19 protein-coding genes are annotated in these 16201 nt (G+C 66.1%); 9 read left to right on the forward strand and 10 right to left on the reverse strand.

The features are described from left to right. Positions 1 to 50: 50 nt before the first annotated feature. The 5 genes from Q9316_RS19545 to pcaD all read right to left on the reverse strand — a co-directional run bounded on the left by Q9316_RS19545 (position 51) and on the right by pcaD (position 3781). Positions 51 to 1127 (reverse strand): 3-carboxy-cis,cis-muconate cycloisomerase, encoded by a 1077-nt coding sequence (locus Q9316_RS19545; protein WP_306033220.1) that lies wholly within the window; start codon positions 1125 to 1127, stop codon positions 51 to 53. A 73-nt stretch (positions 1128 to 1200) separates the two neighbouring features. Beyond that, positions 1201 to 1815 (reverse strand): protocatechuate 3,4-dioxygenase subunit alpha, encoded by a 615-nt coding sequence (pcaG, locus tag Q9316_RS19550; protein ID WP_306033221.1) that lies wholly within the window; start codon positions 1813 to 1815, stop codon positions 1201 to 1203. Then, positions 1815 to 2564: a protocatechuate 3,4-dioxygenase subunit beta gene (pcaH, locus tag Q9316_RS19555; protein ID WP_306033222.1), complete on the reverse strand. Its 750-nt coding sequence runs from the start codon at positions 2562 to 2564 to the stop codon at positions 1815 to 1817. The genes pcaG and pcaH overlap by 1 nt, the downstream gene beginning before the upstream one ends. A gap of 7 nt (positions 2565 to 2571) precedes the next feature. Further along, positions 2572 to 2976, reverse strand: coding sequence for a 4-carboxymuconolactone decarboxylase (gene pcaC, locus Q9316_RS19560; protein WP_306033223.1), 405 nt, complete (start codon positions 2974 to 2976; stop codon positions 2572 to 2574). Then, a complete protein-coding gene (gene pcaD / locus Q9316_RS19565; protein WP_306033224.1) occupies positions 2969 to 3781 on the reverse strand; it encodes a 3-oxoadipate enol-lactonase in 813 nt (270 codons plus the stop codon). The genes pcaC and pcaD overlap by 8 nt, the downstream gene beginning before the upstream one ends. Positions 3782 to 3877: 96 nt before the next feature. Between pcaD and pcaQ the strand changes: the two genes are divergently transcribed. Both pcaQ and Q9316_RS19575 read left to right on the forward strand, forming a co-directional pair. Then, positions 3878 to 4801 carry a pca operon transcription factor PcaQ gene (pcaQ, locus tag Q9316_RS19570; protein ID WP_306033225.1) on the forward strand — a complete coding sequence of 308 codons (924 nt, stop codon included), beginning with the start codon at positions 3878 to 3880 and terminating at the stop codon, positions 4799 to 4801. A 30-nt stretch (positions 4802 to 4831) separates the two neighbouring features. Next, complete coding sequence (locus tag Q9316_RS19575; RefSeq protein ID WP_306033226.1) at positions 4832 to 5698, forward strand: phosphotransferase family protein; 867 nt, start codon at positions 4832 to 4834, stop codon at positions 5696 to 5698. Here Q9316_RS19575 and pobA read toward each other — a convergent pair. Beyond that, positions 5692 to 6864, reverse strand: a complete 1173-nt coding sequence (gene pobA, locus Q9316_RS19580; RefSeq protein WP_306033227.1) for a 4-hydroxybenzoate 3-monooxygenase — start codon at positions 6862 to 6864, stop codon at positions 5692 to 5694. The two genes, Q9316_RS19575 and pobA, sit on opposite strands and share 7 nt — an antisense overlap. Before the next feature lie 118 nt (positions 6865 to 6982). Between pobA and Q9316_RS19585 the strand changes: the two genes are divergently transcribed. Then, the gene (locus tag Q9316_RS19585) at positions 6983 to 7867 is read left to right on the forward strand and encodes a helix-turn-helix domain-containing protein (protein ID WP_306033228.1); all 885 of its coding nucleotides are present in this window, start codon (positions 6983 to 6985) and stop codon (positions 7865 to 7867) included. On the opposite strand, the gene Q9316_RS19590 is transcribed toward Q9316_RS19585, so the two are convergent. Both Q9316_RS19590 and Q9316_RS19595 read right to left on the reverse strand, forming a co-directional pair. Further along, the gene (locus Q9316_RS19590) at positions 7852 to 8502 is read right to left on the reverse strand and encodes a sulfite oxidase-like oxidoreductase (RefSeq protein WP_306033229.1); all 651 of its coding nucleotides are present in this window, start codon (positions 8500 to 8502) and stop codon (positions 7852 to 7854) included. The genes Q9316_RS19585 and Q9316_RS19590 overlap by 16 nt on opposite strands. A 60-nt stretch (positions 8503 to 8562) precedes the next feature. Continuing rightward, positions 8563 to 9318 carry an IclR family transcriptional regulator gene (locus tag Q9316_RS19595; RefSeq protein ID WP_306033230.1) on the reverse strand — a complete coding sequence of 252 codons (756 nt, stop codon included), beginning with the start codon at positions 9316 to 9318 and terminating at the stop codon, positions 8563 to 8565. A 123-nt stretch (positions 9319 to 9441) separates the two neighbouring features. Here Q9316_RS19595 and Q9316_RS19600 point away from each other — a divergent pair, with 123 nt between their 5' ends. The 5 genes from Q9316_RS19600 (at position 9442) to Q9316_RS19620 (ending at position 13911) form a co-directional block, all read left to right on the forward strand. After that, positions 9442 to 10149, forward strand: a complete 708-nt coding sequence (locus Q9316_RS19600; protein ID WP_306033231.1) for a 3-oxoacid CoA-transferase subunit A — start codon at positions 9442 to 9444, stop codon at positions 10147 to 10149. Continuing rightward, complete coding sequence (locus tag Q9316_RS19605) at positions 10146 to 10841, forward strand: CoA transferase subunit B (RefSeq protein WP_306033232.1); 696 nt, start codon at positions 10146 to 10148, stop codon at positions 10839 to 10841. The genes Q9316_RS19600 and Q9316_RS19605 overlap by 4 nt, the downstream gene beginning before the upstream one ends. An 8-nt stretch (positions 10842 to 10849) precedes the next feature. Further along, on the forward strand, positions 10850 to 12055 hold the full coding sequence (gene pcaF, locus Q9316_RS19610; protein WP_306033233.1) for a 3-oxoadipyl-CoA thiolase: 1206 nt from the start codon (positions 10850 to 10852) through the stop codon (positions 12053 to 12055). Between the two features lie 83 nt (positions 12056 to 12138). Continuing rightward, a complete protein-coding gene (ybaK, locus tag Q9316_RS19615; protein ID WP_306033234.1) occupies positions 12139 to 12612 on the forward strand; it encodes a Cys-tRNA(Pro) deacylase in 474 nt (157 codons plus the stop codon). Between the two features lie 63 nt (positions 12613 to 12675). Beyond that, a complete protein-coding gene (locus Q9316_RS19620) occupies positions 12676 to 13911 on the forward strand; it encodes an aminopeptidase (protein ID WP_306033235.1) in 1236 nt (411 codons plus the stop codon). A 50-nt stretch (positions 13912 to 13961) separates the two neighbouring features. On the opposite strand, the gene Q9316_RS19625 is transcribed toward Q9316_RS19620, so the two are convergent. Continuing rightward, positions 13962 to 14849 carry an EamA family transporter gene (locus tag Q9316_RS19625; protein WP_306033236.1) on the reverse strand — a complete coding sequence of 296 codons (888 nt, stop codon included), beginning with the start codon at positions 14847 to 14849 and terminating at the stop codon, positions 13962 to 13964. Between the two features lie 85 nt (positions 14850 to 14934). On the opposite strand from Q9316_RS19625, the gene Q9316_RS19630 reads away from it, so the two are divergent. Next, the gene (locus Q9316_RS19630; protein WP_306033237.1) at positions 14935 to 15417 is read left to right on the forward strand and encodes a MarR family winged helix-turn-helix transcriptional regulator; all 483 of its coding nucleotides are present in this window, start codon (positions 14935 to 14937) and stop codon (positions 15415 to 15417) included. Positions 15418 to 15608: 191 nt separating this feature from the next. Here the strand turns inward: Q9316_RS19630 and Q9316_RS19635 are convergent, their stop codons facing one another. After that, complete coding sequence (locus Q9316_RS19635; RefSeq protein WP_306033238.1) at positions 15609 to 16199, reverse strand: NAD(P)H-dependent oxidoreductase; 591 nt, start codon at positions 16197 to 16199, stop codon at positions 15609 to 15611. Positions 16200 to 16201: the final 2 nt, after the last annotated feature.

Consider the following 16201-nt stretch of genomic DNA (forward strand, 5'->3'; position numbering starts at 1 on the left):
TGCCAGATGAAACGGTGATGTAAAATGAAAATATCGGCCACTTTCATAACTTAAGGATTATGTGAAATGGGTGAATCCGTGCCGAGCTGCTCTATGGAGGACAGCAGCATGCCGGCGAGGCGAAGCGCCGCGCCGCAGGCGACCACCATCTGCGGCAGGATCAGCCATTCCAGCGTCCAGGCGGTGCCGGAACGCTCCTGTTCGTGCACCGCCGCCTGCGCCAGCCCGCCGAGCTGCGCGGCGTTGAAGCGGGCGAGCGTCACCAGCGCTTCCGCCGCGACGGGGTTCTGCTTGTGCGGCATGGCCGAGGAGCCGCCGCCGCCGGAAAGCACGATCTCGCCGCCGCGGTCGGCCATCAGGGCGATGTCCTGGCCGATCTTGCCGAGGCTGCCGGTGACGGCGGCCAGAAGGCCTGCCAGTTCCATGATGCGGTCGCGCTGGCTGTGCCATTGCGGCGTATCGGCAAGGCCGAGTTCGTCGGCAAGCGCGGCGCGCACGGTCTCGGCCTTGCCGCCCAGCTTGTCCAGCGTGCCGGCCGCGCCGCCGAACTGCACGGCAAGACCCTCCAGCGTGAATATCTCCAACCGTTCGACATGGCGTTCCAAGGGCGAACGCCAGGAGAGGAGCCGGTCGGCCACCGTGATCGGGATTGCCGCCTGCATGCGCGTGCGCCCCACCAGCCGCCGGCCCTCGAAGCGGACCGAGAGACCCATCAGATAGCCGATCAGCCTTTCCAACCGGTCTTCGAGCATGGGCAATGCGCGGGAAAGACGGAGCATCAGGCCGCTGTCGATGACGTCCTGGCTGGTCGCGCCGAAATGCAGGTGCATGGCGTGCGGCTCGCCGACGGCCGCCCGCAGTTGGCGCACGAGGTCCGGCACCACCACGCCGTCGCGGGCCGTGGCTTCGCGCAGGCTTGCGACATCGGGCGAGAAACGATGTGCTGCGCTCTCGATGGCGCGAGCGGCGGCGGGCGGTATCAACCCCTCGATCGCTTCCGCCTTCGCCAGCGCCACCTCGAAGGCCAGCATGGCTTCGAGCTCGGCGGCGGCGGAAAACAGCGACGCCACCTCCTCGTCGCCGAGGAGGCCGGAGAGATAGGGATGATCGAAGGGCGAAACGGTCATGGGGCGCTCTTTCGCGGGGGCGGTGGTCTGGCGGGCGGAAAGCCCACTATAGGCCATCGCCGGACACGCTGCCTCAAATATCGAAGAACACCGTCTCCTTCTCGCCCTGCAAATGGATGTCGAAGCGATAGGTATCGCCATCCATGGGTGCGATCAGCGTCGGCACGCGCACGCGGTGCTCGATGCGCGCCAGCACCGGATCCTCCGCATTGGCGGCCTCCTCGTCGCCGAAATACATCCGCGTGTTGAGGCCGAGATTGATGCCGCGGGCGACGACCCAGAACGAGATGTGCGGCGCCATCGGCCGGCCGTCCCGGAAGGGCACACGGCCCGGCTTGATCGTCTCGAAACGGTATTCGCCGGTCTCGCCATGGGTGGGGCAGCGACCCCAGCCTAAAAAATTCGGATCGGCGCTGCCGCGCAGCTCCGAAGGGCTGTTGTAGAGGCCGGCCGCATCCGCCTGCCAGATTTCGATCAGCGCGTCCTTCAGCGGCGTGCCGGTGCCGTCGAGCACGCGGCCGGTGATCGTGATGCGCCGGCCGAGCGTCTTGTCGCCCACCATCGTCGCGCCAAGATCGCCGCCATAGACGCCGCCTATGCCGGAGAAATTCGGCGTCAGGCCGATATGGACGTAGGGACCCGCGGTCTGCGAGGCGCTTTCCTTGAGGTAACCGAGCGGCTGGACCATCAGTTGCCCTCCATCCGGTTTTCGAACAGCGTCGAGCGGCGGCCGCGCAGCACGATGTCGAACTTGTAGGCGCGCGCATCCATGGGGATCGTGTTGCCCCAGTCGAGCGCCGCGACCAGTTGCTCGATCGCCGCCTTGTCCGGGATCGTCTGCACGATGGGACATTTCCAGATCATCGGGTCGCCCTCGAAATACATCTGCGTGATCAGCCGCTGGGCAAAGCCGTGGCCGAAGACGGAGAAGTGGATATGCGCCGGGCGCCAGTCGTTGACGCCGTTCGACCAGGGATAGGGGCCTGGCTTGACGGTGCGGAACGCGTAGCAGCCGTCCTCGTCCGTGATGGTGCGCCCGCAGCCGCCGAAATTGGGATCGAGCGGGGCGAGGTAGCTTTCCTTCTTGTGGCGGTAGCGCCCGCCGGCATTGGCCTGCCAGAATTCGAGCAGCGCGCCCGGCACCGGCCGCGCCCGCTCGTCCAGCACGCGCCCATGCACGATGATGCGCTCGCCGATGGCGCTTTCGCCCGCTTTCGCGAAATTGTGGATCAGGTCGTTGTCGAGTTCGCCCAGGATGGAATGGCCGAAGACCGGGCCGGTGATCTCGGAAATGGTGCCGTCGAGCGACAGCAGCGCCTTTTGCGGCGAGCGCAGCACGGAGGTCTTGTAGCCGGGGGTAAGCCCCGGCGGGTGCCAGAGCCGGTCACGGGAGAAGAAGGCGCCCGTCTCGGGCTTCTTGTTGGAAAGGTCCGTCATTTCTGCCTCAGGCCGCCTGTTCCGCGTCCAGCTCCTCGAAAACATGCTTGGCGACCTTGATCGCCCGGTTGGCCGCCGGCACGCCCGCATAGATCGCCACATGCAAGAGCGCCTCGGCGATGTCCTCGCGGCTCGCGCCGGTATTGACGGTCGCGCGCACATGCATTGCCACCTCCTCGTCATGGCCGAGCGCGGCGAGCAGCGCGATCGTCACGATGGAGCGCTCGCGCTTCGTCCAGCCGGGCCGCGACCAGACCGTGCCCCAGGCGCCCTCGGTGATCAGCTCCTGGAAGGGCTGGTCGAAAGGGGTGGCGGTGGAGGAGGCGCGGTCGACATGGCTGTCGCCGAGCACCGCCCGGCGGGTCATCATGCCCTGGCGGTAGCGGTCGGAAAAGGTATGGGCATCAGCCATGGGGCTCGTCTCCGGCAGGTAGGGTGGCGATGAAGGCGCGGATCATCTCGGTGAGGATTTCCGGCTGCTCGACGCAGGGAATGTGCCCGGCATCCTTGATGACCTCGTAGCGCGCGCCGGCAATCAGCCTTGCCATGGAGAGCACGAGGTCGGGCGGCGTCGAGCCGTCCTGGTCGCCGACGACGCAGAGCGTCGGCACGGAAAGGCGCTTCGTCTCTTCGGTGAGGTCCGCATCGCGCAGCGCCGCGCAGGTCGCGGTATAGCCGACGGCGGACTGGCGCGTCAGCATGTTGCGGTAGCCGTGATAGGCGGCATTCTCCGGCCGACGGAAGGCCGGGGTGAACCAGCGCTCCATCACGGCGTCGGCAAGGCTCTCGATGCCCTTCGCCTCGATGCTCTCGATGCGGGCGTTCCACATCTCCGTGGTGCCGATCTTGTGCGCCGTGTCGCAGAGCACGAGCCCCTTCACGAGGTCCGGGCGCTTCGATGCCAGCCCCTGCGCAATCATGCCGCCGACCGAAAGGCCGCAGATGACCGCATCCTTCACGGCGAGCCGGTCGAGCAGGGCGGCGAGGTCGAGCACATGGTCGTCGATGGAATAGGGCACCTGGCCGAGATCGGAGAGGCCATGGCCGCGCTTGTCATAGGTTATGATCGGGAAATCGCCGGCAAGGCGCACGACGACGTCGCGCCAGATTCGGAAGTCGGTGCCGAGCGAATTGGCAAAGACGATCACCGGCCGGCCGGCCGGGCCGCCGATCAGTTGGTGATGCAGGATGACGTCGTTGACAGTTGCGAATTGCACGGCTCTCTCCTCCCGTCCTTGCAGATTGATCGTTTGATCTGGTTAGGTAAAATGATATTTCATGCCGTTTCGTTAACTTGAGGGTTATGAAAAGCCGTGATCGACAGCCGTATCAAGTTCCGCCATCTGCAAACCTTTGTCGAGGTGGCGCGCCAGAAGAGCGTGATGAAGGCGGCCGAGCTGCTGCATGTCAGCCAGCCGGCCGTGACCAAGACGATCCGCGAACTGGAGGAGGTACTGGGCGTCGCCGTCTTCGAGCGCGACGGCCGCGGCATCAGGATTACTCGCTACGGCGAGGTGTTCCTGAAACATGCCGGCGCGACGCTGACGGCGCTGCGCCAGGGTTTCGATTCCATCTCGCAGGCGCTCTCCGGCGATGCCCCGCCGATCCGCATCGGCGCCCTGCCGACCGTTTCCACGCGCATCATGCCGAGGGCGATGATGCTGTTTCTGCAAGAGGGCACCGGCGCGCGGATCAAGATCGTCACCGGGGAAAATGCCGTGCTGCTGGAGCAGCTGCGCGTCGGCGACCTCGACCTCGTCGTCGGGCGCCTCGCCGCGCCGGAGAAGATGGCGGGCTTCTCCTTCGAGCATCTCTATTCGGAAAAGGTCGTCTTCTGCGTGCGCGCCGGCCATCCGCTGCTCTCTGGCGGCTCGGCCTTTGCCGGGCTCGACGCCTATCCCGTGCTGATGCCGACGCGCGCCTCGATCATCCGCCCCTTCGTCGAGCGCTTCCTGATCACCAACGGCATTGCCGGCCTGCCGAACCAGATCGAGACCGTCTCCGACGCGTTCGGCCGCGCCTTCGTGCGCGAAAGCGATGCGATCTGGATCATCTCCGAAGGGGTCGTCGCGGCTGACATCATGGAGGGTAAGCTCGCCGCGCTTCCGGTCGATACGGGTGAGACGAAAGGCCCGGTCGGCCTCACCATGCGCACCGACGCCGTGCCCTCCATGCCGCTCGCCATCCTCATGCAGACGATCCGCGAGGTGGCCGGCAAGGTGTCTCCGGCGGCTTGAGTGCCGCCGGTCCTTTCGCTACGACAGGCCATGGCCAGCGAACCCGACCTTTCCCGTGCCGCGATTCTCGCCGTTCATCCCGAGCTTGCCGATGCCGCGTTCCGCCCGCTGCCGGGCGGCTGGCATTCGCGTGCCGTCGCGGTGGACGACCGTCTCGTCTTCAAGTTTCCGCAGGGCGAGGAGGCGGAGCAGGCCTTGCGCCGCGAGGCCTCCATCCTGGCCGCCGTCCGCCCGCATCTTTCGATGCGCGTTCCCGACCTTCGCCTGCATGACGGAACGCCGCTCTTTTCCGAACACGCGATCATCCCCGGCGAACATCTGGAAACGGCGCAGTATCAGGCATTGCCCGAGCCGGCGCGGCAGGCATTGGGCGCGGCCATGGCCCGCTTCCATGCGGAGCTTCATGCGCTTGACCGCACCGCGATGGCGCGGGCGGGTGCCCGGCCCGTCGAGCGCTGGCTGGGGGCCGATGATATCGCGGCAAAGGCCCTGCCGCTCCTGCCGGAAGAACTGCACGCCTTTGCCAGGAAGACCATTGCCGACTGGCGCGCTCTGCCGCCCGATCCGCATGGCGAGACCTACGGTTTCTTCGACGGCCACGGCTGGAACATGGCCTTCGACCATGCGGCAGGCCGCCTCAACGGCGTCTACGATTTCGCCGATTCCGGCTTCGGGCCGCTGCATCAGGATTTCATCTATTCCAACTTCATCGACCCGGACCTCACCGCGCGCATCGTCGACAGCTACGAGCAGCTGACCGGCCGCCCGCTCGACCGCGCCCGCATTCATCTCCTGACCGGCGTGCACCGCCTCTGGGAGCTGGCGGCGCTGGCCGATACGCCGGAGCACCATGCGACGATGATCGCCTCGGTCGCCGCCTGGGCGGGGCGTCAGTAGGGCAGGCCGACGTAGTTTTCCGCCAGCACCGTCTCGGCGGCGCGCGAATGGGTGAGATAGTCGAGCTCGGCCTCCTGGATCTTCTGGTCGAAATCGTCCGTGCCGGGGAAGCGGTGCAGCATGGTCGTCATCCACCAGGAAAAGCGCACCGCCTTCCAGACTCGGGCGAGCGCCCGGGCAGAATAGGCGTCGATGCCGGCATCCGAGCGGTCCTGGTAGTGCTCCATGAGACCGGCGAAAAGGTAGTGCACGTCGCTTGCCGCAAGGTTCAGTCCCTTGGCGCCGGTCGGCGGCACGATATGGGCGGCGTCGCCGACGAGGAACAGCCGGCCGAAGCGCATCGGCTCGGCGACGAAGGAGCGCAGCGGCGCGACGGATTTCTCGAAGCTCGGCCCCGTCACCATCGCCTCGGCATGGTGTGAGGGCAGCCGGCGGCGCAGCTCGTCCCAGAAGCGCGAATCCGACCAGTCCTCGATCTTCTCGTCAAGCGCGCACTGGATGTAGTAGCGGCTGCGGCTGTGCGAGCGCATGGAGCAGAGCGCAAAGCCGCGCGGATGGTTGGCATAGATCAGCTCGTCGCTGACGGGCGGCACCTCGGCGAGGACGCCGAGCCAGCCGAACGGATAGACCTTCTCGAAGGTACGGATCGCGCCGTCAGGCACGGCCTTGCGGCTCGCGCCATGGAAGCCGTCGCAGCCGGCGATGAAATCGCAGTCTATGCGGTGCGTCACACCATCCTTCTCGTAGGTGACATAGGGCGCCTGCCCGTCGAAGGCGTGCGGCGTCACATGCGACGCCTCGTAGATAGTTCGCCTTCCGTCTGTCTCGCGCTGCTCGATCAGGTCGCGCGTCAGCTCCGTCTGGCCGTAGACCATGACGCGCTTGCCGCCGGTGAGGTCGAAGAGGTCGATGCGGTGGTCGCGTCCGTCGAAGGCGAGCGAAAAGCCGTCATGCGGCAGGCCTTCCCGGTGCATGCGGCCCCCGACGCCGGCCTGGTCCATCAGCCGGGCCGTGCCTTCCTCCAGCACGCCGGCACGCACGCGGCCGAGGATGTGTGCGCGGCTCGACCGGTCGAGGATGACGGTCTCGATGCCGGCATTGCCGAGCAACTGGCCGAGCAGCAGCCCCGACGGACCCGAGCCGATGATGGCGACCTGAACACGCATGAAAAATCCTCCCCGAACTGGCATTTCGCAAATTGTCGGTGAGAACGGCCGTATCGGACAATGGACGAAACGGTCCACGGATTGTACAAATCGAACATTGCGAACCGATGGTGCCGAGATGACCAGAACCGTCCCGACCTACGAGCTTTACGGCGAGCGCACCGGGAATGCGCCGGATTTCTGGTTGCACTGCGAAACGATCCCGTCACGCAGCAGCCTGCACCGCTACGAGATCGGCGTGCACCGGCATGAAAGCTTTTTTCAGATCCTGTACATTTCCGCCGGATCGGGCGACGCCCTGTTCGGAAACGAGCGGCTGACGCTTTCGCCGAGCGCTGTCGTCACGGTGCCGCCGGCCCTCGGCCACGGCTTCCGTTTTTCACGGGATATCGACGGCTACGTCTTCACCATGCTCGCCTCGCACCTGCGCCTTGCCGGCGCGGCGCGGCGCTTTGCGGCGGAGCCGCGCGTGACGCCGCTCGATCCCGGCGATCCGGACGGCGCCTTCGTCCTCTCGACGCTCGAACGGCTCGCCGCCGAATGGACGGGCCGGCGCAGCGGGCGCACGGACCTGATGGAGGCCTATCTGGCCTGCGTGCTGGCGCTGACGGCGCGGCTGTGGAGCCGGAACGATCCGGCCGAGGGCGCCGGCGAGACGGCGCGGCGCATGGAGCACCTGAATGGCCTCATCCAGCAGCATTTCCGCAGCCAGAAGCCGGCGAACTTCTATGCGCAGGAACTCGGCATCTCGCCGACGCACCTCAACCGCATCGTCAAGGCGGCGACGGGCATGACGGCCCATGCCTATATCGGCCGAAAGCTGGTCGACGAGGCAAGACGCGAGCTGGTCTTCACCGAAACGCCGGCGCAGGAAATCGGCCTTCGCCTCGGCTTTGCCGATCCCGCCTATTTCTCGCGTTATTTCCTGCGCGAGACGGGCGAGACGCCGCGCGCCTTCCGGCTGGCCGAGCGGGCGCGGCTTGCCGCTCAGTCGTCGGAATAGCGTTCCTCCGCCCAAGGGTCACCGCGCATGTGGTAGCCGTTGCGCTCCCAGAAGCCCGCCTGGTCGCCGGGCAGGAAATCGATGCGCGTCAGCCACTTGGCGCTCTTCCAGAAGTAGAGATGGGGCACGACAAGCCGCATCGGCCCGCCATGTTCGGTGGAGAGCGGGCTGCCCTCCCAATGGGTGGCAAGGATGGCGTCCTCGGCGGCGAAATCGGAAAGCGGCAGGTTGGTCGTGTAGCCGTCATAGCTCGTCAGCATCACGAAGTTCGCTTCCGGCCGCGGCATCACGCGGTCGAGAAGGTCGCGGGTCGCAACGCCCTCCCAGTGGTTGTCGTAGCGCGACCAGGTGGTCACGCAATGGATGTCGCTGAGTTTCCGGCTCTGCGGCAGGGCGAGGAAGTCCGCCCAGCCGAAGGACATGGGATTTTCCGCGCCGCCCTTTACGTCGAGCCGCCAGTTTTCCGGGCGGATCACCGGCTGCTGGCCGAGATCGAGCACCGGCCAGTCCTTCACGAGATGCTGGCCGGGCGGCAGGCGGTCGGTCTCCGGCCGCGCAACGCGTCCCGTCAGGAATTTTCCTTCGTCCGCCCAGCGGCGTTTGGTGCGGGTGAGCTTGCTCTCGTCGTCGCGCATGGCGGCCTCCTGTTGCGGCGCAAAAGGTGGGGCTGCGACCTGCCGTCTGTCAAGGATCGCTCAGGCGAGCAGCGACCGCAGCGCCGCCTGCACCGCGCGCATTTCTGGCAGGTAGCGCGCCACCATCTCCTCGGCCGCCGCATGGGCGGCCGGCGCGCCGATATTGAGCGCGGCGACCACCCGGCCGCGCGCATTCTCCAGGGGAACGGCGATGGAGCGCAGGCCGATTTCCAGCTCCTGGTCGATCAGCGCATAACCCTGCCGGCGCACCTCACAAAACTCCGCCATCAGGGCCTCCGGGTCGGTCTTGGTGAAGGGCGTGTTGGCCTTGCGGTCTGAGGCTTCGACAATGGCGCGCGCCTCGGCTTCCGGCAGGGCCGCCAGCAGCACGCGGCCCATCGAGGCGCAATAGGCGGGCAGGCGCGAGCCGGGCATCAGGCTGATCGACATGACGCGTTTCTGCGCAGCGCGCGCCACATAGACGATCTCCGTCCCGTCGAGCACGGAAACCGACGCGCTTTGCCCGACCGTTTCGGAAAGCTGGTCGAGATAGGGTTGCACCACCAGCGGCAGGGGCGTTGCCGAGAGATAGGCGTGACCAAGCCTGAGGATCCTCGGCGTCAGCTCGAAGAACTTCCCATCATAGGCGGCATAGCCGAGTTCGGCGAGTGTCAGCAGGCAGCGCCGCGCCGTCGCCCGGTCGAGGCCGGTTTCTTTCGAGACATCGGTGATGGTGAGGCGCGGCTTCGTCTCACCGAACGCCTCGATGACCTTCAGCCCCTTGGCGAACCCGCCGATGAAGTCCGTTTCGCGCATGCATCCCTCTCCAGCTCGCGGTGCATTTTGTGCGAATATTGAACAAAAGTCAAATAACGCACAAACAGGATTGCCGCTTTCCCCCTTCGGATTTACCTCTAGGCCGACAACGGGAGATTTTGCATGGACAAGACCATCGAAAGCCTGGAGGCGGCCGTCTCCGGCATTGGAGACGGCGCGACGGTGATGATCGGCGGTTTCGGCGGCTCCGGCGCGCCGATCGAGCTGATCCACGCCCTGATCGACAAGGGTCCGAAGGACCTCACCGTCATCAACAACAATGCCGGCAACGGCCGCATCGGCATCGCCGCGATGATCGATGCCGGCATGGTCAGGAAGATGATCTGCTCCTTCCCACGCTCCACCGATCCGCGCGCCTTCACCGATCGCTACCTCGCCGGCGAGATCGAGCTGGAGCTGGTGCCGCAGGGCACGCTCGCCGAACGCATCCGCGCCGGCGGCGCCGGCATCCCGGCCTTCTACACGCCGACGAGTTTCGGCACGGAACTGGCGAAGGGAAAGCCGACGGCCGAATTCGACGGCCGCATGTATGTGCAGGAGCGCTGGCTGAAGGCGGATTTCGCGCTGATCAAGGCTGAAAAGGCCGATACGCATGGCAACCTCACCTACAACAAGGCGGCCCGCAATTTCGGCCCGCTGATGTGCATGGCGGCGACGAAGACCATCGTGCAGGTTTCGAAACTGGTGCAGCCGGGCGGCATCGACCCGGAACACGTCGTCACCCCCGGCATCTTCGTCGACGGCGTCGTGGAAGTCGCGGACGCAAGGCAGGAAGAAGATCTCATCCGCGCAGGAGTGGTTTACGCATGACCGTCGAACTGGACACCCGCGAAGACATCAAACTCTCCAACGGCCAGATCGCCTGGCGCGCGGCGCAGGACATCGCCGACGGCGCCTATGTGAACCTCGGTATCGGCTTTCCGGAAATGGTCGCGCGCTACCAGCCGGAGGGACGCGAGGCGATCTTCCACACGGAAAACGGCATTCTGGATTTCGGCGAGGCGCCGCCGGAAGGCGAGGAGGACTGGGACCTGATCAATGCCGGCAAGAAGGCCGTGACGCTGAAGCCGGGTTCTGCCTTCTTCCACCATGCCGACAGCTTCGCCATGGTGCGCGGCGGCCATCTCGATGTGGCGATCCTCGGCGCCTATCAGGTGGCCGAGAACGGCGACCTTGCCAACTGGCGTGTCGGCTCCAAGGGCGTGCCGGCCGTCGGCGGGGCGATGGACCTCGTGCATGGCGCCAAACAGGTGGTCGTCATCACCGAGCACGTCACCAAGAAGGGCGAGCCGAAGCTTGTCGAGTGCTGCACCTTCCCGCTGACCGGCGTCGGCTGCATCACGCGCATCTACACCAGCCATGCCGTCATCGACGTTGCCAACGGCCGCTTCGTTCTGCGCGAGAAGCTGCCGGGTATGACGATCGAGGAATTGCAGGCGATGACCGGTGCGAAGCTGCATGTCGAAGGCCCCGTCGCCGATCTCGTCGTGCCGGAACTTTAGAGGCCCCCATGTCCGAAGCCTATATCTGCGACTATATCCGCACGCCCATCGGCCGCTTCGGCGGGGCGCTTTCCTCCGTTCGCGCCGACGATCTCGGCGCAATCCCGCTGAAAGCGCTGATGGCGCGCAACGCCGGCATCGATTGGGAAGCGGTCGACGACGTCATCTTCGGCTGCGCCAACCAGGCGGGCGAGGACAATCGCAATGTCGCCCGCATGTCCTCGCTGCTCGCTGGTCTTCCCGTCTCGGTGTCGGGCACGACGATCAACCGTCTCTGCGGTTCCGGCATGGACGCCGTCATCGCCGCTGCCCGCGCCATCAAGGCCGGCGAGGCGGAATTGTTGATCGCCGGCGGCGTCGAAAGCATGAGCCGCGCACCTTTCGTTATGCCGAAGGCGGAGACGGCCTTCTCCCGCAATGCCGAGATCTACGACACCACCATCGGCTGGCGCTTCATAAATCCGCTGATGAAGAAGCAATATGGCGTCGATTCCATGCCGGAGACCGGCGAGAATGTCGCCGAAGATTTTTCCGTCTCGCGCGAGGATCAGGACGCCTTCGCCGTTCGCTCGCAGGCGAAAGCCGCCGCGGCGCAGGCGAACGGCCGGTTGGCGAAGGAGATCACGCCCGTCACCATTCCGCAAAGGAAGGGCGACCCGGTCGTGGTTGAGAAGGACGAGCATCCGCGCGCAACGACCATCGAAGCGCTCGCCAAGCTCGGCACGCCCTTCCGCAAGGAGGGCGGCACGGTGACGGCCGGCAATGCCTCCGGTGTCAACGACGGCGCGGCGGCGCTGGTCATCGCCTCGGAGGCGGCGGTGAAGAAATACGGCCTCACCCCCATCGCCCGCATCCTCGGCGGCGCCATGGCCGGCGTTCCGCCACGCATCATGGGCATCGGCCCCGTCGCGGCAACGCAGCGCCTGTGCGCCCGGCTCGGCCTGACGGCGGCCGATTTCGATGTGATCGAGCTCAATGAAGCTTTCGCCTCGCAGGGCCTGGCGACGCTGCGTGAACTCGGCATCGCCGAGGGCGCGGAGCACGTCAATCCGAACGGCGGCGCCATCGCACTCGGCCACCCCCTCGGCATGTCGGGCGCGCGCATCACCGGCACGGCGGCGCTGGAATTGCAGCTCACCGGCAAGAGGCGCTCGCTCTCGACCATGTGCATCGGCGTCGGGCAGGGTATTGCCGTTGCGCTCGAGAGGGTCTGAGCATTGCTCCCCGGGCGGTTGACAAGCCGCCCGACATTTCGCACCCATGCAGGCCGAGATCATCGCATTATCGACGGCCCGCCATGTCCAAGACCACCCGCGCCACCCAGGCCCTCGCAAAGGCCGGCGTTTCTTTCACCGTCCATACCTACGACTACGACCCGACCGCCGACCGCGTCGGCATCCAGGCCGCCGAGGCGCTTGGGGAGAATCCGGCGCGGGTGCTGAAAACGCTGATGGCGGAAGTGGACGGCAAGCCGGTCTGCGTCATCGTGCCGTCGGACCGCGAGGTCAGCATGAAGAAGCTGGCAGGTGCTTTCAAGGGCAAGTCCGCCAATATGATGAAGCCGGCGGATGCCGAGCGGCTGACCGGCTTCGTCGTCGGCGGCATCAGCCCCTTCGGCCAGAAGAAACAAGTGCCGACCGCCATTGAGGAACAGGCGCTGGCGCATGACGCCGTCTACATGAATGGCGGCCAGCGCGGGCTTCAGGTGCGGCTTTCCCCGCGCGACGTGGTGACGGCGCTGAAGGCGATTGCCGCGCCCGTCGTCGCCTGACCTTCTCATCGCCGCTTCGGCGCACTAAGTTTCCCTCATCGATTTCAGAAAGACAGGCATATCATGACCACTCCCGTTGATCCCCAGAAGCTCGAAAAACTCGCCGAGGTCGCCGTGCGCGTCGGCCTCCAGCTCCAGAAGGGGCAGGATCTCGTGATGACCGCGCCGATCGCCGCGCTGCCGCTCGTGCGCCTCATCACCAAGCATGCCTATATGGCCGGCGCCGGCCTCGTCAGCACCTTCTATGCCGACGAGGAGGCGACGCTCGCCCGCTACCGCCACGCGCCGGACGAAAGCTTCGACCGCGCGACGGACTGGCTCTGCGAGGGCATGGCCAAGGCCTATGCCAACGGCGCCGCGCGCCTTGCCATTGCCGGCGACAACCCGATGCTGCTGTCGGCCGAGGACCCGGCCAAGGTCGCCCGCGCCAACAAGGCCAATTCCACCGCCTACAAGCCGGCGCTGGAGAAGATCGCCAATTTCGACATCAACTGGAACATCGTCTCCTACCCCAATCCCTCCTGGGCAAGGCAGGTCTTCCCTGATGACCCGGAGAACGTCGCGGTCGAGAAGCTCGCCAATGCCATCTTCGCCGCCTCGCGCGTCGATGTTGCCGATCCGGTCGGTGCCTGGGCGGCGCACAATGCCAATCTCGCCAAGCGCTCGGCCTGGCTGAACGGCCAGCGCTTCGCCGCCCTCCATTTCAAGGGGCCTGGCACGGACCTCACGGTCGGCCTTGCCGACGGCCACGAATGGCACGGCGGTGCGTCCACGGCGAAAAACGGCATCACGTGCAATCCGAACATCCCGACGGAAGAGGTCTTCACCACGCCGCACGCGCTGCGCGTCGAGGGCCATGTCTCGTCCACCAAGCCGCTCTCCCACCAGGGCACGCTGATCGACGACATCCAGGTGCGTTTCGAGGGTGGCCGCATCGTCGAGGCGAAGGCGTCGAAGGGTGAGGCGGTGCTGAACAAGGTGCTGGACACGGACGAGGGTGCGCGCCGGCTCGGCGAAGTGGCGCTGGTGCCGCATTCCTCGCCCATCTCCGCGAGCGGCATCCTGTTCTACAATACCCTGTTCGACGAGAACGCCTCCTGCCACATCGCGCTCGGCCAGTGCTATTCCAAGTGCTTCCTCGACGGCGCGAGCTTGTCGCCGGAACAGATCCGCGCCCAGGGCGGCAATGAAAGCCTCATCCACATCGACTGGATGATCGGCTCCGACAAGGTGGACATCGACGGCATCCGCGCCGATGGAAGCCGCGCGCCGGTGATGCGCGCGGGCGAATGGGCGTAGTAATCGGCATGTGAAAACGACGGGCCGGCATCCATGGATGCCGGCCTTTGCTATCGTGCCGGACGCGGCAGCGCGCCGGTGGCAGCGGCAGGCGCGGACTGCGCCCGCTGGCTGAGCCAGACGCTGCCCAGCACCACCACCATGCCGGCGATCTGCAACGGGCTGAGATCCTGCGCCAGCAGCGCCCAGCCGAGCACGACGGCGACCAGCGGGCTGAGGAAGCCGAGCGGCGAGACCGTGGCCGGATCGAGCCGCGACAGGCCGCGGAACCAGACGATATAGGTGAGGGCCGCGCCGATCACGCCGAGATAGAGAAAGCCGAGGAGATTTGCCGCCGTCGGCGCCGGCAGCGCCGGCTCGAAGAACAGCGCAACGGGCACGAGCAGCAGGCCACCGGCCGTGAGCTGCCACGCGGTGAAGGTCAGCGGCGGCACCGGCGGCTGCCAATGGCGCGACAGCACGGTGCCGAAGGCCATGGAGACGGCGCCGGCAAGGCCGGCGGCAATGCCGATCGGGTCGAGGGTGGCGGCCGGCGTCAGCACCAGCAGCGCGACGCCGCCGATGCCGGCAAGGCCGGCCAGCACCGAGAGCGGCCGGATCGCCGTGCCCATGACGGCGCGCGACAGCCCCAGCACGATCAGCGGCTGGATGGCGCCGACGGTCGCCGCGACGCCGCCCGGCAGGCGATAGGCCGAAACGAACAGCATCGCCCAGAAGAAGGAGAAGTTCAGTGCGCCGAGCAGGAAGGTGCGCGGCCACCAGATGCCCTTGGGCAGTGCCCGCACGAAGAGGAGAAGCAGGAGGCCGGCCGGCAGCGCACGCAGCATGGCGACGCTCAGCGGATATCCGGCGGGCAGAAGCTGCGTGGTGACGATGTAGGTACTGCCCCAGATGGCGGGCGCGGTGGCGGTCAGGAGAATGTCTGACGTGCGGGACATGAAATTGTCTCCATCAAAAGAATCTTGATATCAAGATATATCATTTTATCTTGACGTCAAGATAATATCCGCCTTTAGTCCCCGTATGGATCATGTCGATAGAATTCTGGAACAATGGAGCCGCGAACGGCCGGACCTCGACATCGCGCCGATGGGCCTGCTCGGACGCATCGCGCGTCTGCGCACCCATCTCGCCCGCGAGATCGAGAGGACGCTTGCGGCGCATGGGCTCAACTCGGCCAGCTTCGACGTTCTGGCGACGCTCCGCCGCTCGGGCCCGCCCTATCGGCTGTCTCCCGGCGATCTCATCGCCACGACCATGGTCAGCTCCGGCACGATGACCAACCGGCTCGACCAGCTCGAAAAGGCCGGCCTCATCGAGCGCTCGCACAATCCCGAGGATCGCCGCGGCATCATCATCGCGCTGACGCCGAAAGGGTTTGCGCTGGTGAACGAGGCGGTGACGGCCCATGTCGAGAACGAGCACAGGCTCGTCGAAAGCCTGGATGCGGGGGAGCGTGCGGCGCTGGATATGCTGCTCAGAAAGTTTTTGAAGGAGTTCGAATAGGTAGCTGGGGACCCCCCTCTGCCCTGCCGGGCATCTCCCCCTCAAGGGGGGAGATCGGCAAGCGGCAAAAACCTTTTTCAGCAACGCTGGTGATGGACGAAACAGCGCCCCATCCAATCTCCCCCCCTTTGAGGGGGAGATGCCCGGCAGGGCAGAGGGGGGTAACCCGGTGCTGCCGCTGACAATCAAGCTCAAATCCGGTCGACGAGCTTTTCCACCCGCGCCAGATGCGCCTTGCGCCTGGCCTCGCTGGCGCGGTCCATGTCGTAGAGATTGGCCAGCTTGAAATCGAGCCCCTTGGCGCAGAACGCCGCGATGCCGCGTTTCAGCAGGCGCTTGACCGGATTGCCCATGTAGAGATGCACCACCCACCAGGGCGAACCGGTGGTGGTGAAGGCCCAGAACAGGTGGATGTTGCCGAGCCGCGGCTGGATGCGCCCGCCGGCCGGATCGTTCTCGAAGGCGACGCCCGGCGCGAAGACCCGATCGAAGAAGCCCTTCAGGATGGCCGGGAAGTTGAACCACCATTGCGGAAAGACCAGCACCAGCCCGTCCGCCTGCTTCAGGCGGGAAACGAAGGGCTCGGCCTCGGACGGATCGTATCCCGGCTCGAAGTAGCGCGCCCGTTCGGACGGCGTCAGCCGCGGGTCGAAGCCCTCGCGGTAGAGGTCAAGAAGATCGACCGTATGGCCGTTCGCAGTCAGCTTGCGGCGCACCGTCTCCGCGACGCTTGCGGCAAAGCTGTCCTCCAGCGGGTGGGCGAGCACGAGGAGAATGCGCATGG

It is taken from the genome of Shinella zoogloeoides (assembly GCF_030733845.1).
In the GTDB taxonomy this organism is placed as follows: Bacteria; Pseudomonadota; Alphaproteobacteria; order Rhizobiales; family Rhizobiaceae; genus Shinella; species Shinella zoogloeoides_C.